The organism is Chryseobacterium bernardetii (assembly GCF_003815975.1).
In the GTDB taxonomy this organism is placed as follows: Bacteria; Bacteroidota; Bacteroidia; order Flavobacteriales; family Weeksellaceae; genus Chryseobacterium; species Chryseobacterium bernardetii.
On the sequence record NZ_CP033932.1, the window covers coordinates 980,098 to 1,006,404 of the forward strand.

At 36.7% G+C, this 26,307-nt stretch carries 27 protein-coding genes; 5 read left to right on the top strand and 22 right to left on the bottom strand.

Translation table 11 applies throughout. The features are described 5' to 3' along the window. Window positions 1–381: 381 nt before the first annotated feature. Entirely contained in the window at window positions 382–666 is a 285-nt protein-coding gene (locus EG339_RS04575) for a hypothetical protein (RefSeq protein WP_181575077.1), read from the bottom strand. A 164-nt stretch (window positions 667–830) separates the two neighbouring features. Next, window positions 831–2,438, bottom strand: coding sequence for a fumarate hydratase (locus EG339_RS04580; protein ID WP_123869073.1), 1,608 nt, complete (start codon window positions 2,436–2,438; stop codon window positions 831–833). Between the two features lie 195 nt (window positions 2,439–2,633). Between EG339_RS04580 and fumC the strand changes: the two genes are divergently transcribed. Continuing rightward, on the top strand, window positions 2,634–4,028 hold the full coding sequence (gene fumC / locus EG339_RS04585) for a class II fumarate hydratase (protein WP_123869074.1): 1,395 nt from the start codon (window positions 2,634–2,636) through the stop codon (window positions 4,026–4,028). Between the two features lie 65 nt (window positions 4,029–4,093). Here the strand turns inward: fumC and EG339_RS04590 are convergent, their stop codons facing one another. From EG339_RS04590 to EG339_RS04630, 9 genes are all read right to left on the bottom strand, one after another. Next, entirely contained in the window at window positions 4,094–4,840 is a 747-nt protein-coding gene (locus EG339_RS04590; protein ID WP_123869075.1) for an ABC transporter ATP-binding protein, read from the bottom strand. A 3-nt stretch (window positions 4,841–4,843) separates the two neighbouring features. Continuing rightward, window positions 4,844–6,310 carry a DUF5687 family protein gene (locus tag EG339_RS04595; RefSeq protein WP_123869076.1) on the bottom strand — a complete coding sequence of 489 codons (1,467 nt, stop codon included), beginning with the start codon at window positions 6,308–6,310 and terminating at the stop codon, window positions 4,844–4,846. A 50-nt stretch (window positions 6,311–6,360) separates the two neighbouring features. Next, window positions 6,361–8,010, bottom strand: a complete 1,650-nt coding sequence (locus tag EG339_RS04600; protein ID WP_123869077.1) for a DNA repair protein RecN — start codon at window positions 8,008–8,010, stop codon at window positions 6,361–6,363. Window positions 8,011–8,107: 97 nt separating this feature from the next. Beyond that, window positions 8,108–8,641, bottom strand: a complete 534-nt coding sequence (locus EG339_RS04605) for an SMI1/KNR4 family protein (RefSeq protein ID WP_123869078.1) — start codon at window positions 8,639–8,641, stop codon at window positions 8,108–8,110. After that, window positions 8,629–9,534, bottom strand: coding sequence for a type IX secretion system protein PorD (gene porD / locus EG339_RS04610; RefSeq protein ID WP_123869079.1), 906 nt, complete (start codon window positions 9,532–9,534; stop codon window positions 8,629–8,631). The genes EG339_RS04605 and porD overlap by 13 nt, the downstream gene beginning before the upstream one ends. A 36-nt stretch (window positions 9,535–9,570) precedes the next feature. Next, entirely contained in the window at window positions 9,571–10,776 is a 1,206-nt protein-coding gene (coaBC, locus tag EG339_RS04615; protein WP_123869080.1) for a bifunctional phosphopantothenoylcysteine decarboxylase/phosphopantothenate--cysteine ligase CoaBC, read from the bottom strand. A gap of 122 nt (window positions 10,777–10,898) precedes the next feature. Next, window positions 10,899–11,222: a DNA-directed RNA polymerase subunit omega gene (locus tag EG339_RS04620; RefSeq protein WP_039370228.1), complete on the bottom strand. Its 324-nt coding sequence runs from the start codon at window positions 11,220–11,222 to the stop codon at window positions 10,899–10,901. Between the two features lie 42 nt (window positions 11,223–11,264). After that, window positions 11,265–12,260, bottom strand: a complete 996-nt coding sequence (gene bamD / locus EG339_RS04625) for an outer membrane protein assembly factor BamD (RefSeq protein ID WP_123869081.1) — start codon at window positions 12,258–12,260, stop codon at window positions 11,265–11,267. Window positions 12,261–12,363: 103 nt separating this feature from the next. Then, window positions 12,364–12,993 (bottom strand): TetR/AcrR family transcriptional regulator, encoded by a 630-nt coding sequence (locus EG339_RS04630; protein ID WP_066693165.1) that lies wholly within the window; start codon window positions 12,991–12,993, stop codon window positions 12,364–12,366. Between the two features lie 96 nt (window positions 12,994–13,089). Here EG339_RS04630 and EG339_RS04635 point away from each other — a divergent pair, with 96 nt between their 5' ends. The 4 genes from EG339_RS04635 (at window position 13,090) to EG339_RS04650 (ending at window position 15,678) form a co-directional block, all read left to right on the top strand. Then, window positions 13,090–13,716 carry a TatD family hydrolase gene (locus EG339_RS04635; protein ID WP_123869082.1) on the top strand — a complete coding sequence of 209 codons (627 nt, stop codon included), beginning with the start codon at window positions 13,090–13,092 and terminating at the stop codon, window positions 13,714–13,716. Next, window positions 13,709–14,434 carry a tRNA threonylcarbamoyladenosine dehydratase gene (locus EG339_RS04640; protein ID WP_123869083.1) on the top strand — a complete coding sequence of 242 codons (726 nt, stop codon included), beginning with the start codon at window positions 13,709–13,711 and terminating at the stop codon, window positions 14,432–14,434. Before EG339_RS04635 ends, EG339_RS04640 begins: the two co-directional genes overlap by 8 nt. Then, window positions 14,434–14,805: a ribonuclease P protein component gene (gene rnpA, locus EG339_RS04645; RefSeq protein ID WP_123869084.1), complete on the top strand. Its 372-nt coding sequence runs from the start codon at window positions 14,434–14,436 to the stop codon at window positions 14,803–14,805. The genes EG339_RS04640 and rnpA overlap by 1 nt, the downstream gene beginning before the upstream one ends. 267 nt (window positions 14,806–15,072) lie before the next feature. Further along, window positions 15,073–15,678, top strand: a complete 606-nt coding sequence (locus EG339_RS04650) for a DUF4126 domain-containing protein (RefSeq protein WP_123869085.1) — start codon at window positions 15,073–15,075, stop codon at window positions 15,676–15,678. Window positions 15,679–15,723: 45 nt separating this feature from the next. On the opposite strand, the gene EG339_RS04655 is transcribed toward EG339_RS04650, so the two are convergent. The 11 genes from EG339_RS04655 to EG339_RS04700 form a co-directional block, all read right to left on the bottom strand. Continuing rightward, a complete protein-coding gene (locus tag EG339_RS04655) occupies window positions 15,724–17,868 on the bottom strand; it encodes a tetratricopeptide repeat protein (RefSeq protein WP_123869086.1) in 2,145 nt (714 codons plus the stop codon). Between the two features lies 1 nt (window position 17,869). After that, a complete protein-coding gene (locus EG339_RS04660) occupies window positions 17,870–18,421 on the bottom strand; it encodes an LptE family protein (protein WP_123869087.1) in 552 nt (183 codons plus the stop codon). Continuing rightward, window positions 18,411–19,118, bottom strand: a complete 708-nt coding sequence (locus EG339_RS04665; protein ID WP_123869088.1) for a hypothetical protein — start codon at window positions 19,116–19,118, stop codon at window positions 18,411–18,413. The genes EG339_RS04660 and EG339_RS04665 overlap by 11 nt, the downstream gene beginning before the upstream one ends. A 15-nt stretch (window positions 19,119–19,133) precedes the next feature. Next, window positions 19,134–20,423, bottom strand: a complete 1,290-nt coding sequence (locus EG339_RS04670) for a sigma-54 interaction domain-containing protein (RefSeq protein WP_123869089.1) — start codon at window positions 20,421–20,423, stop codon at window positions 19,134–19,136. Window positions 20,424–20,459: 36 nt separating this feature from the next. Then, a complete protein-coding gene (locus EG339_RS04675; RefSeq protein WP_123869090.1) occupies window positions 20,460–21,257 on the bottom strand; it encodes a tetratricopeptide repeat protein in 798 nt (265 codons plus the stop codon). Next, window positions 21,229–21,405: a hypothetical protein gene (locus tag EG339_RS24130; RefSeq protein ID WP_164466413.1), complete on the bottom strand. Its 177-nt coding sequence runs from the start codon at window positions 21,403–21,405 to the stop codon at window positions 21,229–21,231. The genes EG339_RS04675 and EG339_RS24130 overlap by 29 nt, the downstream gene beginning before the upstream one ends. 41 nt (window positions 21,406–21,446) lie before the next feature. Further along, complete coding sequence (locus EG339_RS04680) at window positions 21,447–21,743, bottom strand: hypothetical protein (RefSeq protein WP_123869091.1); 297 nt, start codon at window positions 21,741–21,743, stop codon at window positions 21,447–21,449. Between the two features lie 9 nt (window positions 21,744–21,752). Continuing rightward, window positions 21,753–23,189 carry a tRNA (N6-isopentenyl adenosine(37)-C2)-methylthiotransferase MiaB gene (gene miaB, locus EG339_RS04685; protein WP_123869092.1) on the bottom strand — a complete coding sequence of 479 codons (1,437 nt, stop codon included), beginning with the start codon at window positions 23,187–23,189 and terminating at the stop codon, window positions 21,753–21,755. A 169-nt stretch (window positions 23,190–23,358) separates the two neighbouring features. Beyond that, the gene (locus tag EG339_RS04690; protein ID WP_123869093.1) at window positions 23,359–23,772 is read right to left on the bottom strand and encodes an energy transducer TonB; all 414 of its coding nucleotides are present in this window, start codon (window positions 23,770–23,772) and stop codon (window positions 23,359–23,361) included. Window positions 23,773–23,802: 30 nt separating this feature from the next. Next, entirely contained in the window at window positions 23,803–24,282 is a 480-nt protein-coding gene (locus EG339_RS04695; RefSeq protein ID WP_123869094.1) for an energy transducer TonB, read from the bottom strand. A gap of 134 nt (window positions 24,283–24,416) precedes the next feature. After that, a complete protein-coding gene (locus EG339_RS04700; RefSeq protein WP_123869095.1) occupies window positions 24,417–26,150 on the bottom strand; it encodes a thiamine pyrophosphate-dependent enzyme in 1,734 nt (577 codons plus the stop codon). Between the last annotated feature and the right edge of the window lie 157 nt (window positions 26,151–26,307).

Here is a 26,307-nt window from a genome sequence, read left to right on the forward strand (position 1 = left end):
ATGTAATACAAAAAAGACTCATGAAAATATTCCATGAGCCTTTTAATAAAAGTAATTGTAATGAACTATATCGTATGTAACGGAAATCTCACGGATATATTGATTCAAATGTTAAAAAAAATGTAATTTTTCTTAATTTAATTAGCTGTATATCCTCCTTTCTCTAATTCAATTCTATCATATATAAGTGTAAAGCAAACTATTAATTGATTTACCCATCTGAAATTGAATCATTTAAACTATTAAGCTTTCTAAACCTCATTACAATACATTATGTGTATAAACAGAAAAAACCGCTTAAAAAAATTAAGCGGTTTATATATGTTGTTTTGCTTTGATATTGCTTTTTCAGAATTCAGGTGAAAAAGCAATGACAATCAATTAATGATGATGTCCGTGATCGTGAAGGAAAGGTCCGTTTCCTTTAGGTTGGCTGTAAATTGTTTCTACACCTTCCTGCTCAGTAATAAGCTTTCTTCTGATATCTTCAGGATCGAAAGGCTTCACTTTTCCGAAATACTCTTTCAAACCTTCAGTTAGCCACATTGGGATCACTAATCCGAAGAACATAAAAATACACCAGAATCCTACTAAGAACATAGTAATGAAGAATACAGTCCAAAGGAACTGGTAGAACGGCCAAAATGCTGATAAAATAGTTATCATTCTTAAAGATTTTAGGCAAAAATAAAGCTTTTTTCTTTTTTACACAAAAGATACAGGCTCTAATTTTTAATTTATTTTAATTCTATATAGGTTTTGAGGCTGTGAGACATGGGATTTGAAATTTAATCACTCACCTCATATCTCCATTCTCAATGTGTTTGTGATTAGTGTGCAAGATCTGCGAAGAAATCATTTCCTTTATCATCGGTAATGATGAATGCCGGGAAGTCTTTCACTTCAATTTTTCTTACAGCTTCCATTCCTAATTCAGGGAAGTCTACTACATCTACAGATACAATATTATCTTTTGCCAGAATAGCTGCAGGCCCTCCGATAGACCCGAGATAGAATCCTCCGTATTTGTTACAAGCATCAGTAACATCTTTGCTTCTGTTTCCTTTTGCCAACATAATCATACTTCCGCCGTGGCTTTGGAATTCATCCACATACACATCCATTCTTCCTGCTGTTGTAGGTCCGAAACTTCCTGAAGCCATTCCTTCCGGTGTTTTTGCCGGCCCTGCATAATAGATTGGGTGATTTTTGAAATATTCAGGCATTGGTTTTCCACTGTCGATAATTTCTTTAATCTTTGCGTGAGCAATATCTCTCGCTACGATTAGTGTACCGTTCAATTTTAATCTTGTTTTGATCGGATATTTTGAAAGCTCAGCAAGAATTTCAGGCATTGGCTTATTCAAATTAATTTCAACTGCTTCTTCAAGGTGTGGCGGTGTAGCTGGTAAGAATCTTTTTGGATCTTGTTCCAATTGCTCAAGGAAGATACCGTCTTTTGTAATTTTACCTTTGATATTTCTGTCTGCTGAACAGGATACACCCATTCCTACCGGGCAGGAAGCAGCATGTCTTGGAAGTCTGATTACCCTTACGTCGTGAGTAAGGTATTTTCCTCCAAACTGAGCTCCAATAGCACTTTCCTGGCAGATTTTCTGAACTTTAGCTTCCCATTCCAGATCCCTGAATGCCTGGCCTGCTTCATTTCCTTCAGTTGGAAGATTGTCATAATATTTTGCAGAAGCTTTCTTTACAGCAGCAAGGTTTGCTTCAGCTGAAGTTCCTCCGATTACTAAAGCTAAGTGATATGGCGGGCAAGCTGCTGTTCCAAGATCGGAAATCTTTTCCTTGATGAATTCTTCAAGAGACTTCTCATTCAATAAAGATTTTGTCTTTTGATAAAGGAATGTCTTGTTAGCTGAGCCTCCTCCTTTTGTTAAGAATAAGAACTCATAAGAATCTCCTTTTTTAGCGTAGATATCAATCTGGGCAGGAAGGTTAGATCCTGAGTTTTTCTCATCAAACATCGTTAAAGGAACAACCTGAGAATATCTTAAGTTTCTTTTCTGATAAGTATTAAAGATTCCACGGCTTAAGAATTCACCGTCATCCACTCCTGTGTATACATTTTCTCCTTTTTTACCCATTACAATTGCGGTTCCTGTATCCTGGCAGGAAGGAAGAGCTCCTTCAACCGCTACAGCGGCATTTTGTAATAAGTTATAAGCAACGAACCTGTCATTGTCAGTAGCTTCAGGATCATCTATGATTCTTCTAAGGCTTTCAAGGTGTGAGGAACGCAACATAAAAGAAACGTCTGCCATAGCCTCTTCAGCCAATAGCTCCAATCCTTTAGGATCAACTGTTAAAATTTCTCTGTCACCCAGTTTTTCAACCTTTACATAATCTGATGTAAGCTTTTTATACACCGTATCATCTTTCTGAATTGGATACGGATCCTGATATCTAAATTCCATTCAATTTTTTGTTTGTACAAAAATACGGCTTCCATTAAAAAAAGATGAGTAAAATCAGTCATTTGAATCGATATTTATAATGATTATAAATTGCGGGTTTATGAGTTTATAAGTACCTTTATACTAATTAAATAATGAATCCAAAAAAGTTAAAAATGGTTTCATAATTAATAAATACTATAAATTTCTACCACAATGAATTACAGAATAGAAAAAGACACCATGGGAGAAGTGCAGGTACCTGCAGATAAACTTTGGGGTGCACAGACAGAACGTTCAAGAAACAATTTCAAAATAGGCCCTGAGGGTTCTATGCCTCACGAAATTATTGAAGCTTTTGCTTATCTAAAAAAAGCTGCAGCTTATACAAATACTGATTTGGGAGTACTTTCAGCTGAAAAAAGAGACATGATCGCAAAAGTTTGTGATGAAATTCTTGAGGGAAAGCTAAATGATCAGTTCCCTTTGGTGATCTGGCAGACCGGTTCAGGGACCCAGTCCAATATGAATGTGAATGAAGTGGTTTCCAATCGTGCCCATGTTAACAATGGCGGAACCTTAGGGGAAAAATCTGAAATTCATCCGAATGATGATGTGAATAAGTCTCAATCATCCAACGATACCTATCCAACGGCAATGCACATTGCAGCCTACAAAAAAGTAGTAGAAGTAACCATTCCTGCCGTTGAAAAATTAAAAAATACCCTTTCTGAAAAAGCTAAAGCCTTTAAAGATGTTGTAAAAATCGGAAGAACTCACCTTATGGATGCTACTCCATTAACACTAGGACAGGAATTTTCCGGTTATGTTGCCCAATTGGAATTCGGTTTAAGAGCTTTAAAAAATACCTTACCTCACCTTTCTGAACTTGCCTTAGGAGGTACTGCTGTAGGAACAGGATTAAATACTCCAGCCGGTTACGATGTAAAAGTAGCTGAATATATTGCAAAATTTACCAATCATCCGTTTATTACAGCCGAAAATAAATTTGAAGCACTGGCTGCGCATGATGCGATTGTTGAAAGTCATGGTGCTTTAAAACAGCTTGCAGTTTCTTTATTCAAAATTGCTCAGGATATCAGACTATTGGCATCCGGACCACGTTCCGGTATCGGAGAAATTTATATCCCTGAAAATGAACCGGGATCATCCATCATGCCAGGAAAAGTAAATCCTACTCAAAATGAGGCTATGACGATGGTTTGCGCCCAGGTTTTAGGAAACGATACTACGATTTCATTTGCCGGAACCCAAGGAAATTATGAGTTGAATGTTTTCAAACCTGTAATGGCCTATAACTTCCTGCAATCCGCACAACTTATTGCCGATGCATGTATTTCATTCAATGACCATTGTGCTGTTGGCATTGAGCCGAACCATGAGAGAATTAAAGAGCTTGTAGATAAATCTTTAATGTTGGTAACTGCTTTAAATACACATATCGGTTACGAAAACGCTGCAAAAATTGCCAAAACAGCCCATAAAAATGGTACAACTTTAAAAGAAGAAGCGATCAATCTTGGGCTTTTAACAGCTGAACAATTTGATGAATGGGTAAAACCGGAAGATATGGTGGGTAGTTTGAAATAATCATTCCAATTTTCATTCATAGACTTAAACAGAGCACCGGGGAATTATCTCCGGTGCTTTGTAATTTATATATTATTTTTTATGACTGAACCATTAATTTCATCAATGCCGGAAACCTGATCTGAGAAATACTGTTCAAGATCTTTCAACGTTTCAGGTGTTGTTTGAATATCTTTTACCAGTTGTCCCTTGTTTACTACTACAATTCTGTTACACACTTCTGTAGTATGCGATAAATCATGGCTAGAGATAAGGAAAGTAACACCATCCTGTTTTGATAATTCTTTGATTAGATTTTTAAGCTTAATCTGTGTAGACGGATCCAGATTAGCAAATGGCTCATCCAGAATAATAATTTCAGGATTTCCGATAATAGCCCCTACAATTCCTACTTTTTTCTGATTTCCTTTTGAAAGATCACGGATATATTTTCCGGATTTAAGGATTTCACCATTAAAAAAATCGTGAAAAGGTTTTAAAAACTCATCAACTGATGCTTTATTCTGCCCCCTTAACTCTCCAATAAAGTAAAAATACTCCTCGGGAGTCAGATAACCGATAAGAAATGAATCGTCTACAAATGCAGAGACTTTGTTTTTCCACACTTCGGATTCATTTACTTTAATACCATCAATACTTACAGAACCTGTAGTTGCCTGGATAAGGTCTAACATCAGGCTGAAAAGAGTAGTCTTCCCTGCTCCGTTATTTCCCACCAGGCCAAAGGTTTCACCATTGGGGATTTCAAGATGCTCAATATTCAAGACGGTTGCTGTTCCGTATGTTTTAGATAAATTATTTATAGTAATCATAGCTTAGCTTTTATTTTTAAATGCATCTAAAGTGCTATATTTTTCTCTTTTATAATGCTTTACAATAATATCAAAGATTTTTTCCCTCAGTAAAAATCCTATGAGACCCATGACGGCAATACTTATAACCCCTGCCGTGATCCCAAAAAGATATTTTGCACCGGCAAATACGGCCATAGGAAGCAGCATTTTAGGAATAAGCAAAAGCATTGATTTCAAATTGAAACTATTTTTCTGCCCAAATCTTTTTTCTTTTGAGTTAAGGTCAATCTGAGTTTTATTAAATGCTCCGGACCACAGCGTAAATTGTGAATTTACCCCAATATTGTATAATCCGGCGGCAAAAAATGTTACATAAATTTCCCAACCGAAATAACTATAAAATGCAGCCACAATAATTGATACCCCGGTCACAATATTCATCAACCACCATTTTGCCTTTAAATATTGTTTGTACGGAACATTCAGAGTCATCATCAGAGGATAATAAGAGCTGTCAAAGGCAGGAACTCTCTGCCCGAACAGAAATTGAAAGCCTCCAGTTACAAAAAGCCCCATGAACATTGTCATCGCCGGAGTTTTGTAGGCTTTGGAAGTATACATCAGCAGCCCATAGAAAAGAAACATAAAACTTCCCAAAAGAATGCCTCTTGTAACTTTATTCCGTTTCAGCATTTTAATGTCATTATTGATAAATGTTCCTATAACACCATATTTATTCAGGAAAGCAATATTTTCTGTTTTCCCTACCGATTTCTTAGCTTCAAGCCCCTGATCCAGATAAAATTCTCTGCGGATATATCTAAAACAAAAGATCCATAATATGACAAACAAAGCAACAGGGATCAGAAATAAGTATGGCTTTTCATAAAGGCTGTAAAAAGCTGTCTCCGAGTAAGAGAGCAGCGGAATAATATCATAATAGCCTAACGCTGCTGCTATTACAATCACAGCAGCAGCAGCTATGGCCACCTTTTCTGTACTGTTCAAAAAAATATTGATAAAGCTATTCAGATAAAATAATGCAGAAACTCCAATTACCCACGATAAGATCCCAGGAAAGCTATATCCATAAAACAATGCAATGCCGGAAAATGTGATAAAAAAGAGTGAATTTAACCAACTGAAGGCTGAAAAAAAAGTTTTTACCAACAGGTAATTAACCAAAGTTCTCTTTTTGATATTCAGAGTGAGAAAGGGTTTAATATTTTGTGTTGGAATTTCCTGCCAGAGATATTTAATGGCTAAATCTGCCACCCAGCCCATGAGTAAGAATGTAGAAACGACTTTTAAAGGGTCCTGATGCACTTCATCCTTCACATACATAAAGACCAGAAAAGCTCCACCTACAAGGCATCCCATGAAATAAAGAATCGCAATGAACCTCAGAATCTTCATGGTAAGATTAACTCCTAAAGAGGTACCACGGAAGAAGTTTTTAATTTCAAGATTAAGGAACTTTAGAAACATAGTTTAGTTTTTTACATTAGTAAATATAATGTAAAAAACGTTACAGCTTCTTATCCAATAAGTTCTTTCGCCTGGGCAAGGGCTGCCTCTGTTATTTTGCTTCCTGAAAGCAGCTGGGCAATTTCATTCAGCTTTTCATCTTCACTCAGAGGAATGATAGTAGATTGTGTTTTACCGGCAATATCCTGTTTTACCACTTTATAATTATCATTTCCTTTTGCAGCCACCTGCGCAAGGTGGGAAATAACAATTAACTGCATATCTTCAGACATTTCGCGCATCAGGTTTCCGATTTCTTCAGCAACTTTTCCAGAAACCCCGGTATCAATTTCATCTAAAATTAACGTTGGTAATTCATCACTTTCTGCAATAATCTTTTTTACAGCGAGCATTACCCTTGATCTTTCACCTCCTGAAATAGCGGTTTGGATTGGCTTTAAAGGGAATCCTGAATTCGCCTGGAATAAAAGCTGAATATTTTCTTTCCCGAATTGATTAAACTCTTCAGCGTCCTGCAATTCTATATCTACTCTGGCTTTTTCCAGCCCTAATTTTTTAAGAAGCCCTTCAGCTTTTTTAATAAAAACAGGAATATTCTTTTTTCTGTTTTTGGAAAGTTTTTCAGCCAGGATCTGAAGAGATTTTTCTTTTTCAGTAATACTTTCTTCAGTTTCCATAATTTGTGCTTCCAATTCTGAGGCTCCTTTCTGATCTCCTGCCAGTTCATTTCTGATCTCGATCAGCTCATTAAGATCTGAAACATTATGCTTAAGAAACAATGCATTAATCTTGTTATTGAGTTCGGTAAGAACAAGAAGACTTTCCGGGTTGATCTCCAGTTTCTCAGCTTCATGCTCAAGCTCAGAAATAATATCTTTCAGTTCAACAAATGAAGTTTCAAGTCTTTGATCCAGCTCTGCAAAACTGGTTGAAATACCCGCAATTCTGGAGAGTTTCGCTTTTGCTTCGTTAAAGAATGAAAGAATTCCGATTTCTTCCTGATGAAACCTGGACAGGATCTGGCTTACGTTTTCAGAGATCATTCCCGCATTTTCCTGAACAGATAACTGGTTTTGAATATCTTCGTAATCTACATCATCCAGTTTTAATTCTTCAAGTTCATTGAGTAAGAATTCTTTATAATCACTTTCTTTATTGGCTTCTGAAAGTTGTGTTTTAAGCTTTTTAAGCAATGTTTTCAGGTTCTGAAATGCCAGAAACTCCTGCTGATAGTCTTCAATGATCTTTTTATTTTCAGAAAGTCCGTCAATAATTTTAAACTGATACTCCGATGTAAAAAGATTGGAAGTTTCAAACTGAGAGTGGATATCAATTAACTGAGAAGAAAGCTCCTTCAATATATCCAGAGTCACCGGAACATCATTGATGAACGCTCTTGATTTACCGGATGGCAATATTTCTCTTCTGATGATGGTTTGCAGCTCATAATCCAGATCATTTTCAATAAAAAATTTCTTGAACTGATTGTTTAATGCAAACTCTGTTTCTACAACACTTTTTTCTTCTGCTTTTGAAATGGATTTTACATCTGCTCTTTCTCCCAGGATAAGACGTAATGCACCCAAAATAATAGATTTTCCTGCTCCGGTTTCTCCGGTAATTACCTGAAGACCGTTATTCAATGATACTTCAAGAGTATCAATCAGGGCAAAATTCTTAATGTAAATTCTTGAAAGCATGGATAATCCGTGTTTTTATCAGATATTAATATTGAGTGTAAAAATAAGTTTTTTTAGTGAAAACAGAAATGACAGATAAAGATTAAAATAGGGAGATTTAAGCTTTTGAAATTTCTGTCAGCAGTTCATAAAAGTTTTGATATTGGTACTCAAAGAAATCCGGCTCTTCGTGGTCCCATCGAACAACAGCATTATTATTATGGGTATCAAAACACAACAACCCCCAATCACTGTATACAGCAAACGGAACATATCCTTTATCAAATAGAAATTCTCTTGGATAGGTCTCGAATATCATCTCACGGAGAGAGGCTTTCCATGTACTCATAGGAAGTGAACAAAAGGAAACTTCTGAGATCTGGAGTTCATAAAAATGTTTATATTTCAGGAAAATTTTAAAGTCATCGGGGAAAATAAACCCAATTTCTGTTTCAAACTCCTGAAGCTCAGCATCTGTAATGGTACTTGTAACAGGAAGCCAGAATTTCCATTCTTCATCGGGCTGCCCGGGAGCCAGCATTTTTTCTTCAATATCACAAGGAAGCTGGTTGAGTTCATTCTCAACCCAAAAATGAAGAATTTTATCAACTATTTCTTTAATTTTTACTTCTTCATGCTTTAATTCTTCCATTTATTCCACTTGTTATCAATATTTTTGGGAGAAAGAATAATCATGGTCTGCTTAAGATCATTAAGGATAAGCCCACCATTATTCCCGGAGTTGAAAACATTGAAGATCTCATCACTCTTAGTATCCATGAAAAGATTGAAGAAAAAGCCCTGCTGGAAAGAGTTCTCATACATTTTAAGCTGCATGAGTGCATCAAAGATCACTTTTTTAGCCGGGGTCTGATCCTGATTAAAAAGATTATCCATACCGGATCTGTGATAGGTATATATGGTAGATCTCAGCTGGCTCCAGTTCGGATTCAGAATTTCATTGATTAATATGGTACGGCTTCTAGGCTCGTTGATGGTATTCCAGCCATCATAATTTCTGTTTTGAGAGTTTTGGGCAATCTGCTGGGCTTTTGAAAACCACTGCGTTCCTCCCATAGACTGGAAGCTATCTGCATCATAGCCTAAAATAAGGTAAATATAGTAGCTGATTACATCGGTAAGGTTTTTACCGGAAAACTGTCTTTCATTGAAAATAAGGTTTTCATTCTCAATATATTCAAAGCTGAATCTCTGATCCTGAAGGTTCAGCAAGGGAGACTCATACGTGGTATTATAAACAGGGCGCACTGCCTGAACAACAATAGTTCCTTTGAATTTATTTACATCTCTTTCCGCAATAACAATGGAAAAACCACATTTGATCTTTTCAAAATTCTGTAATTTCTTCCCTGTCCAGCTGGTATTATTGATAAAATCCCTAAGGCTTTTTTCCAAAGCTTTAAATGCTTGCTGGTTACTTCCTCCTATCTGTTGGGAGTTTACCTGAACAGTTGCCAGCAGCTCCTGGGAAAAACCAAGGTTAAAGATAAATAACAGAAAAAATAAACTTATAATTTTTTTCATTGTCTATTAAAAATTGAGAACGGAAATTTATTAAAATTATTTTAAAAGCTGAGATTCAACAAAATTGAGAATATCTTTCGCTACATCATCTTTAGATTTCAGATCAAATTCTCTTTTTTCTGTCTTGGTGAATATCTTGATCTTATTGGTATCATTTTTAAATCCGGCACCTTCATCCCGTAGGGAGTTTAAAACAATCATATCCAGGTTCTTCTTCTCCAGTTTTCCTTTGGCATTTTCTTCTTCGTTCTGGGTTTCCAAGGCAAATCCTACCAGAAACTGGTGGGTTTTCTTTTCCCCCATTGTTTTAAGGATATCAGGATTTTTCACCAGTTCAATAGTAAGGTTTTCATCATTTTTCTTGATCTTTTCCTTAGCTACATCTTTGGGAGCATAATCTGCCACTGCAGCACTTGCAATTCCTATATCTATTCTGTCATAGAATTCAAATACTTTGGCCAGCATTTCTTTTGCAGAAGTTACTTTATGCAGTTCTATTCTTTTATCAGTAAGAACCTGAGAACTTGGTCCGGAGATCAGAATCACCTTTGCACCTCTCTTTGCGGCTTCTTCAGCTAAAGAAAACCCCATTTTTCCTGAGGAATGATTTCCTATAAATCTTACCGGATCAATAGCTTCATAAGTAGGACCTGCCGTAATTAAAACAGTTCTTCCCTGCAGGCTTTTTTCAATGGTATGATCTGAAAAATAATTATTCACTACCTTCAAAATAGTTGCCGGTTCAGCCATTCTTCCCTGTCCTATCAGGCCACTTGCCAACTCTCCGTTTTCAGCCGGAACAATAATATGTCCATAGCTTTCTGCAAGTTCAAGATTTCTCTTTGTGGAAGGATGCGCATACATATCCAGATCCATCGCAGGAGCAATAAATACCGGGCATTTTGCAGACATATAAGTTGCAATAACGAGATTATCACACATTCCGTGGATCATTTTAGATAAGGTATTGGCTGTACACGGAGCCACAACCATCACATCTGCCCATAGAGCAAGTTCTACATGACTGTTCCATGTTCCGTTTACATCATAAAAATCAGAATAAACTGGTTTCTTGGATAAGGTAGCCAAACTTAATTTGGTTACAAAATGTTCTGCATCGGGGGTTATAATCACCTGCACCTCAGCTCCCTGTTTTATAAAATCTCTTATCAGGAAGTGAACTTTATAGGCTGCAATTCCACCAGAAACTGCAATAAGGATCTTTTTACCGGAAACACTCATTTAGCTTTAATTTTTTTGAAATACTAAAGTACTTATTTTTTCCCATAATCAGGGTTTAAAACGGCAAAGGTCATAAAAGAACTCAGTTCCTTTATGACCTTCGTTTATAAAAACACAGATGATTACTTTCTGTCTTCTGTTTTTCTGAAATATACATCATCGTTTAACCATTCTTCAATAGCGATTGAAGTTGGCTTAGGAAGTTTTTCGTAATGTTTAGAGATCTCAATCTGCTCTCTGTTTTCGAAAACCTCTTCTAATGTAGAATTGTGAACCGCAAATTCATCCAATTTATTGTGAAGTTCCGTACGGATCTCCGCATTGATTTGCTCTGCTCTCTTTCCCATGATAACAATAGCTTCGTAGATTGAACCTACTTTATCTTCAATCTTATCTTTGTCGTAAGTAATAGTATTTACTTCTGCTTTTGTATCTTTTACACTCATTTTGAGAAAATTATTTTTATTTTAAGATGGCAAATTTACGAATTATCTTTTAATTTTGAAAGTCGCTGCAGGTGGTGGGGTCTGAAGTGCCGCACTATCCCTCTGCATCTGCTTTGCCTGCTTTTCGTTGCTGATCTGATCTTTAATCTGCTGTTCTTTTTTATCCTGGCTGGCAAGCTTTTCAGCTTCTTTCTTTTGTTTAGCAGTTAAAGCTGCAATTTTTGCTTCAGTTTCTTTTTTAACCACCGCAAAATGCTCCTTCTCTTTTTCCAGTTTTGCCTTCAGATCAGATGCTGTTTTAGCGTATTCTGTATTAGGAAGTTCCTTTTCAACCATTTTCACATAAGTTAAAGCACTTTCAATACGCTCTTCTTTAAGGCTATAAATAGACTTCGTTGCCAATTCATAACGGGATTTCATGATATAGTCATAAATTTTCGGACGAAGCTTTGTACTTGGGAAGTCTTCCAATACATTTTCCAATGCTACGTTAGCAGCTTTGTACTCACCCATTTTAAAGTACTGTCTCCCGTTTTCATAGGCTTTAAATTCAAGCTTATAAGAAAGCTCGTCAATAAGCTGGCTGATATTTTTTGATCTTTCCGAATTCGGATAATTGGTGAGGAAGTCCTGAAGCTCATTGATGGCTAATTCTGTACTTGACTGATCCAGGTTGTAATCCATAGATCCCTCATAGTAACATAATGCAGACATATAAGCAGCCTCTTCAGCTCTTGGGTCTTTTGGAAAGTTTACTGCAAAGTTTTTAAACTGATGCCCCGCCAGTTTATAACTTTTATCGTAATAATTGGCATAAGCTGTATTGAAACCTACATTAGGAAAATCATCCGTTCCTGCTACAAGGTTGGCAAGTCTGTCATAAAGGGCCAATGCATTTTTCCACTTTTTCTTAGCGAAGTTTTCATTGGCAGCTTTTAAGATAAAATCTTTATCAGCACTCTTCATTGCTCTTTCTTGCTGGCTTACACATGATGCCACCACGGCTACAGCAAAAAGACCTAAAATATATTTTTTCATATAAAAAATTCAACAGTTTTCGGATTATACAGCCGATTTACTAATTTGCAAAAATATAACTTTTTTGTCAATAGATTTTTTTTTATGAATATTTAACGTAATTTTAGTCTGCAGCGTATCCTAAAATTGCAAAAACACTTAATAAAAGATTCATTCTCACTTTCTTTTCAGCCTCTTTTGCATAGGCTTCTTCGTTTTTACTTGGTACGTAAAGTTCATAAAAGTTTTTATTCCTGATCACAAATAAGGTGGAACCTATTATCATCGTAAGAATATCTTCCGGTTTTGGAGTAAAAGTAAATACTCCGGAAGCCACTCCTTTTTTGATGACTTCATCCAGTTTCTTTACAAAAAGCTGGTAAAAGTCCAGCAATTCATCCTTTAAATTTTCTGTATGACGAAGTTCCTGGGTAACAAACCCGTGGAAATAATTGTACTTGAACAGTTGGGAAACAATATATTTTATCATTTCACGCATCTGCATTTCCGGCTTGCCTTCTTTGATGGTATCAGCAAATTCTGAAAAATTTTCCCTGGTCTTTAATACTCTATACTGATAAAGATAAGACATCATTTTCTCCTTAGAACCGAAGTAATAGGAGATCATAGCGACATTGATATTGGCTTTGGAGCAAATATCCCTCACAGAAGTTCCTTCGTACCCTTTCTTTGCAATCAATTCTTCAGCAATATCCAGTATGTGAATCTGTTTTTCCGTAAATTTTTTTTTCATGAAGTGCACTTTGAGTAAAGTTAAGAAATTTTTAACACATTTATAAACGATCGTTTAATAATTTTATATTAATTCCAAATAATAGTATTTTTGAATATGGAATTTTTTGATTTTCATCATCATAAAAAATACATCAGAGACGGAATTTACAATTTGGATATTGGGCAAATTCCGCCAGATTCGCCCTATTCAATAGGAATACACCCTAATGATATTGACGTTAACAACATAGATCGCCAGTTAAACTGGATGAAAAGCACAATGTTCCAGAATTGTTTTGCTATAGGGGAATGCGGGCTGGACTCTCTTGTTTCTATTGATCAGAAAATTCAGGAGGACGTTTTTGTAAAGCAGATCAACATCGCCAATGAGGTAAAAAAACCCATCATCGTTCATTGCGTCAGAAAATTTTATGAGGTTATTTCTTTTAAAAAAAAGGCGGAGCAGCCAATGATTATGCATGGTTTTAATAAAAAAAAGAAAATTGCAGAGGATCTTCTAGCCAATAATTTTTATCTGAGTTTTGGAAAAGCTGTTTTGTATAATTTATCTTTGCAGGATATTTTAAAAAACACTCCCTTAGACAAATTCTTTTTAGAAACTGACAATGAAGATTTTAAGATCGAAGAATTGTACCTTAAGGTCTCTGAAATAAAAGAAATTTCTCTGGAAGATCTCAATGAACAAATTTTAGAAAATTTACACACAATAAAAAATGGATAAATACTGGCTAGAAAGAACGGAACTTTTGGTAAAGGAAGAGGGATTGGAAAAGCTAATCAAAGCAAACATCCTGGTTGTAGGACTTGGTGGAGTGGGTTCTTTTGCGGCAGAATTTCTGGCAAGAGCCGGTGTTGGAAATATGACTATTGTAGATGGAGACACAGTGGACATTACGAACATCAACAGACAGCTTCCGGCCCTGCGTTCAACAGTAGGTAAACACAAGGTTGAAGTGGTTGCAGAAAGGCTGCTTGACATTAATCCTGAGCTTAAGTTAATCAAAATAAATGAGTTTTTGAACCCTGAAAGAATGGATGAAGTTCTTGACTCCGGAAAGTTTGATTATGTTCTTGACTGTATTGACAGTGTAACGCCCAAAATTTGCCTGATAAAAGCAGCCAGAAGAAGGAAAATTAAAATTGTAAGTTCTATGGGAGCTGGTGGAAAAACAGACCCTAGTATGGTAATGGTAAGGGATATCAGCAAAACCCACAACTGTTTCCTTGCCAAACAGGTAAGAAAAAGATTAAAGAAAGAAAAGATCAATAAAGGCTTCCGATGTGTATTCTCCAATGAAATTCAGAAGGAAGAGAGTCTGAAAATGACAGATGGAAGCAACTTTAAAAAATCATTTTACGGAACCATCAGCTTTATTCCTGCAATTTTCGGTTTATATGCTGCTGCTGAAGTGATTAATTATTTAGTGAAAAAAGATTAATGCAGAATTCCAAGTATCCCAAAGCGGAAAAGCTCAAAAAAAATACAGAAATCAGTTTACTTTTTGAAAAAGGTAAATGGAAAACTTCCGGAAATCTGAGAATCATTATTCTGAAAGACAAACCTACAACTCCAATTGAAAGCGGGAAATTGGGCGTTTCTGTTTCTAAAAGATATTTCAAGAGAGCGGTTCACAGAAACCGTATTAAAAGGCTGTTAAGAGAATGCTACCGACTGAACAAGGATTTATTTAAAGAAGCTTTTGGTGAAAAGACCATGGCCATGCTGTTTTGGGTTTCTTCTGATATGCCTCAGAAATTTCAGGATGTAGAAGCGCAGTTTATCAAGCTTTGTGAAGCACAGAAAAAATAATTTTTGACAGAGGAGCCTACAGTTAGAATAGTATTTAATACTGCTGATGGCTTTCTCGCAGATTTTACTGATTATACAGTTTTTTATTTTCCGCAGCCAACACAGATTAAACTGCTTCTATAAAGTGGTTTTTATTGATAAAGCTGTACTTCTTAACAATCCTAAACCAAGCATCCTGTAATCGAAACCCAACCTCATCATTTGCGACATTTCAATCTCGCATACTTTTTGTAATTTTATAGGGAAACAATAAATCTGAAAATTAATATGTTAGATCAAGTTCCCTATCTTTCGTACATCATCAGTGCCTTCATTGGTATTGGGCTCTCTGCAGCTACAGGCTTCAGAGTCTTTCTTCCTATGTTTGCCGTAAGCCTCGCTTCTTATTTTCACTGGATTCCGATGAGTGAAAGTTTTGAATGGCTGGCAGGTCTGCCAGCACTTATTACTACAGGAATCGCAACGGTTGTTGAAGTTCTGGCTTACTATATTCCATTTGTAGACCATTTACTGGATACTGTTTCCGTTCCTCTGGCCACTGTAGCGGGGTCTGTCTTATTTGCCAGTCAGTTTGCAGACCTGGGAACATTTCCACAGTGGGCATTGGCTTTAATTGCAGGTGGAGGAACAGCAGCTACCATAAGTTCCGGTTTTGCGGGAATAAGGGCGGCTTCTACTGCAACTACAGGAGGATTGGGAAATGCCGTTGTGGGAACTACTGAGACAGCAGGAGCCGGTGTTATGACTATACTTGCAATGGTGGCACCTGTTATTGCCGCTATTCTGGCTATTGTCTTGTTGATTCTGATCGTTATATACGGCCGAAAAGCATGGCGGAAACTCCGGGGCAAAAAAACGCATTCAACTCAATAAAAAACAAAGGTACAGTCTCATGAGCTGTACCTTTTATATTATATCTTAATTTTTACTTCTGAAATCTTTAATCTCTTTAATTCTGGTTTCGAAATATTCTTTCTTTTCCGGATGCTTTTTAATGAGTATCTCAAATGCTTTAATGGCTTTAGAATATAGTTTCTGTTCGAAATAAAGATTAGCCAGTGTCTCCGTCATCAGGTGGGAAATATCATCATTTTTTTCTTTGACAACATAATTGCTTTCCTCTTTCAGCTGACTGATTCTAGGATTGTTTTCAATAAAGGTTTCAATTGCTTTTTCCTTGATATCTTCTTTTTCTTTCTCTATCTCTTCTGTTCTGCCTATTTTCAGCCAGCTTTGCCATGTATTAATGAATCCAGGGACATTACTGTTGATTGGAGTCTGAGAAACACTTCCCACTTCTGCTTCCTTCATTGGTTCTTCTTTTACAGGCTCTTCTTTATTTTGTTTTGATTCCTCCACTTTCAGGCTGGAAATATCTGTACCAAAGAATGAAACGTTCATTACCGGAACTTCCTCATCTTTTTGAACCTCTTCCGGAATTCCCTGTATTTCTTCAGTTTTTTCAGGCTGTTCTGTTATCACTTCTTCTACAGAATGATCTTCAGCAGGGAGTTCTGCTATTGCTTCCGGCTCTTCAACAATCTCTGTTTCTTCTTTTGCTTCTGCTGATGGTACTTCTGTTATTACTGCAGTATCTGCTACAGGAGTAACGGATTCAAGCGATTTATTAATTAAAGAGTCAGGCATATTGGCTTCAAGGCTCATAGGCTTCCATGCTGTCTGAACTTCAGGAACTGTTTCCTCAACAGCTTCATCTTTTACATCATGTATTTCAGACGGTATATCTTCAGACGGCTCTACCTGTACTTCTTCCGGTTTTATTTCTTCCGGCTTCTCTGAACTTTCCTTATCGTTTGACCAGAAATGGAAGCTTTGGGTCTCTGCAAAGCTTATCTCGTGATCTTCAGTAACTTCCGGCTCTACCTGTACTTCTTGAGCAGCAGGCCTAGCCTCCTTCATTTTCTTCTCAACCTCCTCAATCAGACGTCTCATTTCCTCCTCATGTTTATTAACATTGAATATAGGAGCTTCAACTTTTTCTGTAGTTTCTTCGTTATTAGTCTGAATTTTAACATCAGGAAGAAATGCTTCAGTTCCGTGGAAACTTAATTCAGCATCCTGCTCTTCTGCGATTTCTCCTTCCAGTTCAGAAACAGAAATTTCTTCATCAGCAATGGCTTCAGCATCTTCTTCTGTTGGAATTTCAACTGTACTTTGTTCGATAGAAGCTTCTGATATTACAGGTTCAGTCTCTTTAAGATTTAAGCTTTTCTCTTCTTGAACTTCAGGAGCAGAAATTTCTTTACCGACATTAGTTTCAACAGCTTCTGTTGGGGTTTCGCCCGTATTTTCTTGAACATCTGCTTCCGGCAACAAGGATTCTGTTTCTTCAAAGCTTACAGTACTCTCATCTTCAACTTTATTTTCTACCGCTTTTGAATCAATTTGATCTTCATTAATAACAGTTTCAGGTGTAAAGTTTTCTCCGGCGTTTTCTTCTGATTGCTGCGGTATTTCTTCCTCCCGCTTAACCGGTATCCTAGCTTCCGGCTCAGATTTCTGAGTTACCAGTATGCCTGATTCTAGTGTGGATTCAAGATCAATGGTTTCAGAATTCTCTCCATCCAGGAAGTTTTCTTCCCCTTCAAACAGGATTCTGTTACGCTCTCCGCTTACATAGAGATGTTTAACTTCCTGCGCTGTGTCTAATAAACATATTTCATTTTCTTCTGCCTTTTCTTTTTCAGGAACAGAAGCTGTTTCTTCCCTTCTTATAGGGAAACCTTTGACATTATAATTGTATTTAACAGGCTTTTCAGCTGTTATTACAGATGGTTTATCTTCTGTTATTTCCGGTTTTAGTTCCTGCTGGATTTTTCCGTTGATCAGTTGATAAAGAATTTTTTTATCAGTGGTATAAGCCGCTGTTATAGAAAGTTCTTTCTGATAGTTCTCTTTTTCATACAGATGTACCCCATACAGATGAAGTGCCCTGATATTTTGGATATAAGGAAATGCATGAATCTCTTCCTTCAAAAGCCCAAGGTCTTCTGACTGAATATTTTTCGGATTTTTTATTAATTCTAAAACTCTGGGATTCATCTTACCAATTCGCTACAATGTCGTTAAAAATCTTATTAATAATTCTATCGGTCACAATTTTTACCTGCTGACTTTCAATATCGCTTTGTGACAAATTACTGTTGAAGGTAGCTTCATCCGAATAGGTCCTGTCGAAACTGGAGTCCGGATGTATCTTATTTTCATAGTGCACTTTTACAGTAATTGTAAGTTTAGTCTGAGCTTGCTGTACTATTCCACCGGAAGGGTTTGATTGTGTATTAGAACTGATCGTAGTGGAGCCAAAAGCATAGTCTGTAATCTCTCCTTCTATCAGGATATCAGGATTTGACTTTGTTCCTTTAAGGGTTGTTCTCTGTAAAAATCTGTTCTGAATATCTGTTGAGAACTGCTGTGATAATGCAGGATTTACAAGAGATGCATTGTTCGGAAACTCATTGATCTGAACGGTTTTCTCATCTGTAAGTGATGATCCGGTAAAGCTGTAACATGAATTCAGTACTCCCAGCAATGCAAAGAGTGCCATCATTAGCAATGGCTGCTTCAGACTGATTTTTTTATTTTTAAAATTCATTTTTAGATCCAATTTCAGTGATTTCATCAAATTCAATTTGCTGAATAGCATCTTCGTAAGCAAAATAATTAGCAGTATATACAAATGGAATGGTAAGAAAAATCCCAATTCCGCATGCAAGAATTCCAATCTGGGCCAAAAGTCCTATTACGAAAGAGAAAAGAAGAATGGCTATAAGATTTCCCTGGGTCATTACTCTTGAAATATTCCATGCTGTTTTTAAATCTGTAATTCCTTTAAGACTGATTAATGGAACAATATAAAATGCTTTCAAAACAAAATAATAGATGGCTACCATGATGAAAATTACATAAGGTATTATAAAAATAGCAGCAAGCGGGCCGGCATCATTCCCATTATTAGATAATGCCCCGGTTAAAGCCAATACAATAATCAGTGGAATGTAAATAATAAAAACGCCTCCAAAAACAATTAACTGCAGCATAAAGTAAGGCATAAAATCTTTGAAGTCGAAAATATCTCCGGGACTTGCAGGCTGATTTTTATTAAGTTTTTGAAGATATTTATACATATTACCCATAGCAAGCATTCCACAAAAAGGAATAATTGACATTATAGCGCAAACTAAAAATGCGATAAAAATATTTCCGAAATCTTTCTTTAAAAATTCGAAACCTCTGTTAATATATTCCCCGAATTTAAAATTAATCGGCTTAGGTGCTAAATTTACATTCATTATTTTTTGTGCTTACTAATCTTCCAGATTATACTGTTTTATTTTTCTATATAGTGTTCTTTGTGAGATTCCCAGCTCGTCTGCGGCTCTGTTCCTCCTTCCTTTATGCTTCTCCAACGCTTTGATAATCAAGTCTTTTTCATTATTCTGAAGAGAGAGAGATTCCGGTCTGTTTTCTTCTACTTCAATGTCCTCAATATCTTCATAGCTGTCATCAGTATTTGAAATAATGGTAGGAGTCTGAACTGCCGGAGCGTCATTATTATTTTCAAAATACAATAAAGAGCCGGAATTTAGCTGTTGCTGATTTTCAGAAGTATAAATTCTATTGATCAGGTTTTTCTCATGATTGCTCAGATCTGCTGTTCCTCTGTTCTTTATTAGTTCCGAAGTTAAGGATTTTAAATCATTAATATCGTTTCGCATATCAAAGAGAATCTTATACATAATTTCTCTTTCGCTGCTGAAATCACTGGATTTTGGGGTACTCTGATTGTTTACCACCATCGGAAGGTGGGCTTCCATCGGAATATATTCTGCAAGTTTTTCAGCTGTGATATTTCTGTTCCTCTCTACCACGGTCATCTGCTCAACAAGATTTCTTAATTGACGGATGTTACCCGGGAAAGAATAATTTTCTATATAATGAACAGCACTTGGTTCCAGTTCCAGCTCAGGCATTCTGTATTTTTCTGCAAAATCTATTGCAAATTTTCTGAACAGCAGGTGAATATCTCCTTTTCTTTCTCTTAAAGGAGGCATATCGATCTGCACGGTATTCAAGCGGTAATACAGATCCTCACGGAATCTTCCGTCATGAATAGCCTTCATCATATTAACGTTAGTAGCTGCTACGATTCTTACATTGGTCTTTTGTACCTGTGAAGATCCTACTTTCATAAACTCACCACTCTCCAGTACTCTTAAAAGACGAACCTGTGTCTGTAGTGGAAGTTCTCCTACCTCATCCAGGAAAATGGTTCCGCCATCTGCTACTTCAAAATATCCTTTTCTGGTGGCTGTAGCGCCTGTAAAAGCCCCTTTTTCGTGCCCAAATAATTCTGAATCTATAGTTCCTTCCGGGATGGCCCCACAGTTTACTACAATATAAGGCTGATGTTTTCTTCTGGATTCTGAATGGATGATCTTCGGAATAAATTCTTTCCCTACTCCACTTTCTCCGATAACTAGGACAGAGATATCTGTAGGGGCAACCTGTATCGATTTTTCAAGGGCCCTGTTGAGTGCCGGAAAATTCCCGATAATTCCGAAGCGGTTTTTTATGTTTTGTAACTCGTTGCTCATAAGTAAATTTTTGATTATTGTCTGAATGTTAATGTTCTACAGCTCTTCTATCTGCTGTCTGTAGACTTTGTTAAAATGATGGGTGTAGACATCTTTCATTGTCTTTCCTTCATCATACGTTTTTAAGGCTAACATTTTCAAATCCAAATAATCTTTGTTTCTGATTTTAGAAACTTTACTTTTAAAGTATATATTCTCAGCAAAGTTGTATTCTTTGCTTTGTTTTTCGAAATTCTCAAGGGCCTTATCATATTTTCCCAACTCAAAATAGGTAACCCCTAACTGGTAATGATCAAACATCCCTTTTACATATCCTGTTGTTGCCAGCAGTCTTTCAATAATTCCCGCTGCTTTTTCCTTCTGCCCTAAAGCACTGTAGGACATAGCTTTCACTACGTCCAGATTATAATCTCCGTTCTGAGACCTTCCTAAGTCTTCCGGATAATATTTCTTAAGCTCTTCCAGATCCAGAACAGCTCCTTTATAATCTCTTAAAAACTGAAACTTACACCAGCCTCTATAACCAAGATGCATTTTGGGGTCTAATGCAACAGCTTTATCAACGAGGATTTTCCATGTTACAAAATCTCCGTTTTTGAGGTAAGGCACTGCTTTCTCCATATAAGCACTGGAGAAATCCGGGCAAAGTTCTATAGCTTTATCAAAATCTTCCTGAGATACTCTGGAGCCCTGTAAATCTGAAGCTGTGTTGTAAAGTTCACAGGCTTTTTTACAGTCCTCACCCTCTATCGCATTACAGTTGACCTGTGCAATAGTATTGGTGTACACTATAAGTAACAAAAAGCTAAGGTAATACCTCTGAAACTTTTCCATCTTCAATTTTATAGGTTAAATACTGATAGTAATCTACTTTTAAACCTTCTATCTCTTTCGGCATCCAGCCATTTAATGATTTTGTGAAATTCAACAGCTTATTTTCCAGTTCCTGATCCAAAGCAATATCCTTCAATTCTGAATTCATATGCCTGAGCCTGAACAGTCCTGTTTTTCCTTCACAATTTACTAAAAATCTAACGGTAATATAACCATTAACCTTCTTTTCTGAATATATATTTTCTTTTTTAAGCTTTTCGGTGATCGCAATTTTTCTCCTTTATACCCAAATGTCTTTGAACCATGATAATATTGAAAACTGAAAGGTCTGTCTTTTCCAGCTCTGCACTTCTTAAGTTCTGCTTCATCCAGCTTTTCATCAAAAGCTATATCACCCACGGTATCCGGATATTTACCCGCTGCTTTCTCTACCTGACATGAAAACAGAGCAAAGGAAAATAGAGTAAAAAGGTAAACCGATTTCAAAACTTATACTTATTCTGTGATCTTTCCTAAAAGCGTGCCTTGGGTGTTATCATACACAAAAACATCCACAATGTCACCTATCTGCTGTCCTTCAAGTTTATCGAAAACACAAACGGCATTTTGGGAATTTCTTCCTTTCCATTGGTTTTCATTTTTCTTGGAAGTTCCTTCAATCAGAATCTGATGAACTCTTCCTACATAAGACTGCATTCTCTTTCTGGAAAGCTCCCCCTGAAGGGCAATTACCTCAGCAAGACGTCTCTGCTTCACATCAGCCGGAATATTATCTTCCATTTTTTTATGGGCAGGAGTTCCCGGCCTTTCTGAGTAAGCGAACATATAACCGTAGTCATATTCCACCTCTCTCATCAGGCTTAATGTATCCTGGTGGTCTTCCTCCGTTTCGTTGCAGAATCCAACAATCATATCCTGAGAGAATGCTACTTCCGGAACAATTTCTTTCGCTTTTCTGATAAGTTCAAGATATTCTTCACGGGTATGCTGTCTGTTCATTGCTTCAAGCATGTTATTGCTTCCACTCTGAACAGGAAGGTGTACATATTTACAGATATTATCATGCTTCGCCATCATTCTGAAGACATCAAGGCTCATATCCTGAGGATTTGATGTAGAGAATCTGATTCTCATTCCCGGAACTGCTTTAGCAACCCAATCTAATAACTGAGCAAAGTTAACAGCTGTTGCTTTCTGCATTTCAGATGCTTTAGCAAAATCTTTTTTAGGACCACCTCCATACCATAAGTAAGAATCTACGTTCTGCCCCAGAAGGGTTATTTCTTTATAACCGCTATTCGCGAGGTCTTTACACTCTTCGATAATGGAATGTGGATCACGGCTTCTTTCTCTTCCTCTTGTGAATGGAACCACACAGAAAGTACACATGTTATCACACCCTCTTGTAATAGTAACAAAAGCTGTAACTCCGTTGCCGCCTAAACGAACAGGATTAATATCTGCATACGTTTCTTCTTTGGAAAGAATTACGTTGATAGCATCTCTACCGTCATCAGTTTCTTTTAATAGGTTCGGCAGGTCCCTATAGGCATCTGGGCCTACTACAAGATCTACCAGCTGCTCTTCTTCCAGGAATTTGGTTTTTAACCTTTCCGCCATACATCCAAGAACCCCCACCGTCATGTTTGGTTTTTCTTTTTTAAGGTTTTTGAACTGTGAAAGACGCATTCTTACGGTCTGTTCAGCTTTTTCACGGATAGAGCATGTGTTTAACAGGATCAGATCAGCTTCTTCTACCTTCATTGTTGTATTATATCCCTGTTCATTAAGAATGGAGGCAACAATTTCGGAGTCTGAGAAGTTCATCTGGCAACCATAGCTTTCTAAAAACAGTTTTTTAGAATTCTCAGGTCTTTCGGCAATAGCAAATGCTTCGCCCTGTTTTGTTTCGTCTATATATTTTTCCTGCACAATATTCAATTTAAGGTCCTCATTTAAAAACACGGGAAATTACTCCGTGAATTTTAAATTACGAACAGATGAGTCTGCAAAGATACAAAATATTGTGACAGAATGGCAGGAGGATTATTATGATCTGTTAAACTCGTGAAGAGTCATCATTTTTTCCATAGAACATATGCTAATCTCCATGATCAAAATGGTCTGATGTAAAGTTGATTTTGATGATCTTTTTAGAAACTACAGGCAGTCCATCTTTCATTGCAGGCTTCCATTTCTTTTTTACTTTTTTAATAGCAAACTTCATATCATCAATAAACATTTCACTATTCTTCACTTTAGGCAGTACATCGAGGTTTTCTATTTTACCGTTTGTATTCACATCAAAGACAAAAACAAATTTTCCGTTTACTGCATATTTTCCCAAATCAATATAAGAATGGATCATTTGCAGAAATTCTTTGGTAAAGGCTGCATCTCCGCCTGGGAATTCTGCATATTGTGAAGTTGTTATATCCTCTTTTGGAGATTGTGACTGTTGTGAATATCCTATAAACCCCAAAAGCAGGAACAGGATTACAATGTGTTTTTTCATGGTTATATTTAGTTAGTCAGAATCTTGCCTTTACATATCCACTGATAAAGAAGAGAAGTTCATTTTTACTTTCATTTCCGATTTTACAGGCTGTCCGTTGCAGGTTGCTGGTTTCCAGTTTCTTTTGATTCTTCTTACTACATACTGCATATCATCAAAGAAAGCTTCACTGTGTAAAACTTTTGGTGCTCCGACTGCATCTATCACTTTTCCTGATCCATCTATGATTAAAGTAAATGTAAAATCCCCGCTGAGGGTATAGAAATCTGCATTCAGATAGGTATACATGTATTTGTTCAGAATATCTTTATATGCTGAAGCCCCTCCTTCAAATGCTGCGGGCTTAAAGTCGTTACACTTTACAGCCACCTGCAGAAAAGGTTCTTTAATATCTATCTTGAAAAGGTTTTTATTGTTTTCTACAATAAAGGAATCATCTCTATCTTCAAGCTCCTGTGCAAAAGAAAAGTTTGCAAAACATAAGGCAAAAAATAAAAATATCGTTCTCATAGCTTGATCTGTTCGTTAAATTAATGAGCAAAGGTAAATATTTAGATGTCTTATCAAAAAGAAAAACTTCACACAATGCATGAAGTTTTCTAAAATATAGTTTCACATCTTGTCTTCGGAAGTTCTTGAAACCTTTATAACAGACCTTTAATGTGTTTATAGTTGCTTTTAACAGTTTCAAGCACCTCATCCATCTTTCCACCCAACATTAACTGAGCCATAGATTTGGTCATTCCCAGAACCTGGTCCAGCTCAATCTTTGGTGGAAGGGCTAACGCATTAGGATTGGTAAAGATATTGAGCAGATAGGGGCCATTATAATCCAGGCATTCCTTTATGGCATTTTCTACTTCTTCAGGCTTATGAACATTTTTCCCGGGGTAACCCATAGCCTGGGCAACTAATGCGAAATCCGGATTAATCATATCTGTTTCATTATCCGGCATTCCGCCCACTTCCATCTCCAATTTTACCATTCCCAGAGTCCTGTTATTGAAAACAATCAGTTTTACAGGAAGTTTATACTGAAAAATAGTAGCCATATCACCTAACAACATTGATAAACCTCCATCTCCACACATGGCAATAACCTGTTTATCCGGATGTGATAAAGAGGCTCCGATAGCCATTGGCATAGCATTGGCCATGGATCCATGGTTGAATGAACCTAACATCTTCCGTTCTCCGGTTCCTGTAATAAATCTTGCTCCCCAAACACAGCACATTCCTGTATCAACTGTGAAAATAGCATCTTTTTTAGCTAACCTGTCTAATGTATGAGCTACATATTCAGGCTGAATGGCATCTTCTTTTCCCTGATCTTTTACATATTCAAATTGATTTTCTTTTACTTTATCATAAAAAGCGAGCTGTTCATTAAGAAAATCAATATCTGTTTTCTCATCCAGCAAGGGAAGTAAAGCCAAAATAGTTTGTTTAACGTCTCCTGTAAGTCCTAATTCAAGCTTCGCTCTTCTTCCCAGTCTTTCCGGACTTTCATCAATCTGAATAATTTTATTTTTTACAGGCATAAATTTCTGATAAGGGAAATCTGTGCCCAGAAGAATCACAAGGTCTGCTTCGTGCATTGCATGGTAGGCAGACGGAAATCCCAACAAACCTGTAAGACCTATTTCATTAGGATTATTTGGCTGAATGGTCATCTTCCCCCGGAATGAGTATCCTACAGGGGCTTTTAGCATATTGGATAATTGTATTACTTCTGCACCGGCTTCAGCAGCCCCTATCCCACAATAAAGGGTTATTTTTTTACTTTCATTGATTAGGGCAGCCAGATTTTTCAGTTCATCATCTGATGGTCTTATCACAGGATTGGTTTTAAAAATCTGGGCTGAAGTAGCAGCTTCCTGTGCATCCAGTTCTGAAACATCGCCCGGAAGACCAATTACCGCTACTCCTTTTTTGGAAATGGCATGCTGAATAGCCGTCTGAACTGTTCTCTGTACCTGTTCGGGGCGTGTGATCATCTGATTATAATAACTGCAGTCATCAAATAACTTTATAGTATTGGTTTCCTGAAAATAATCCATGCCCATTTCATCACTGGGAATTGTAGAAGCAATCACCAGCATCGGAACATGAGATCTGTGTGCTTCATATACTCCGTTTATTAAATGAACGTGCCCAGGTCCACAGCTCCCGGCACATACAGCAAGACCATCAAGTTCTGCTTCAGCGGCGGCGGCATAAGCTCCCACTTCTTCATGGCGAACATGAATCCATTGGATACTGCTTTTCTTCACCGCAATATTTAGGTGATTAAGACTATCTCCTGTTACTGCATAAATTCTTTTCACATTAGCATTCTCGAGCATTTCAACAATTTGCTCTGCTATATTTTTAGCCATAATTAATAGATTTGGTAGTTGTTTTCTTTACAAGGATTGGGATGAAAATATCCTAAGCCTATCAAATTTAGCCAATTAATGGGAGAACCAAGTCAGATTAAGTATTAAAAAACTTGTAAATTTTTCGTAAAGGATTTAAAGTGTATGATTCAGAATG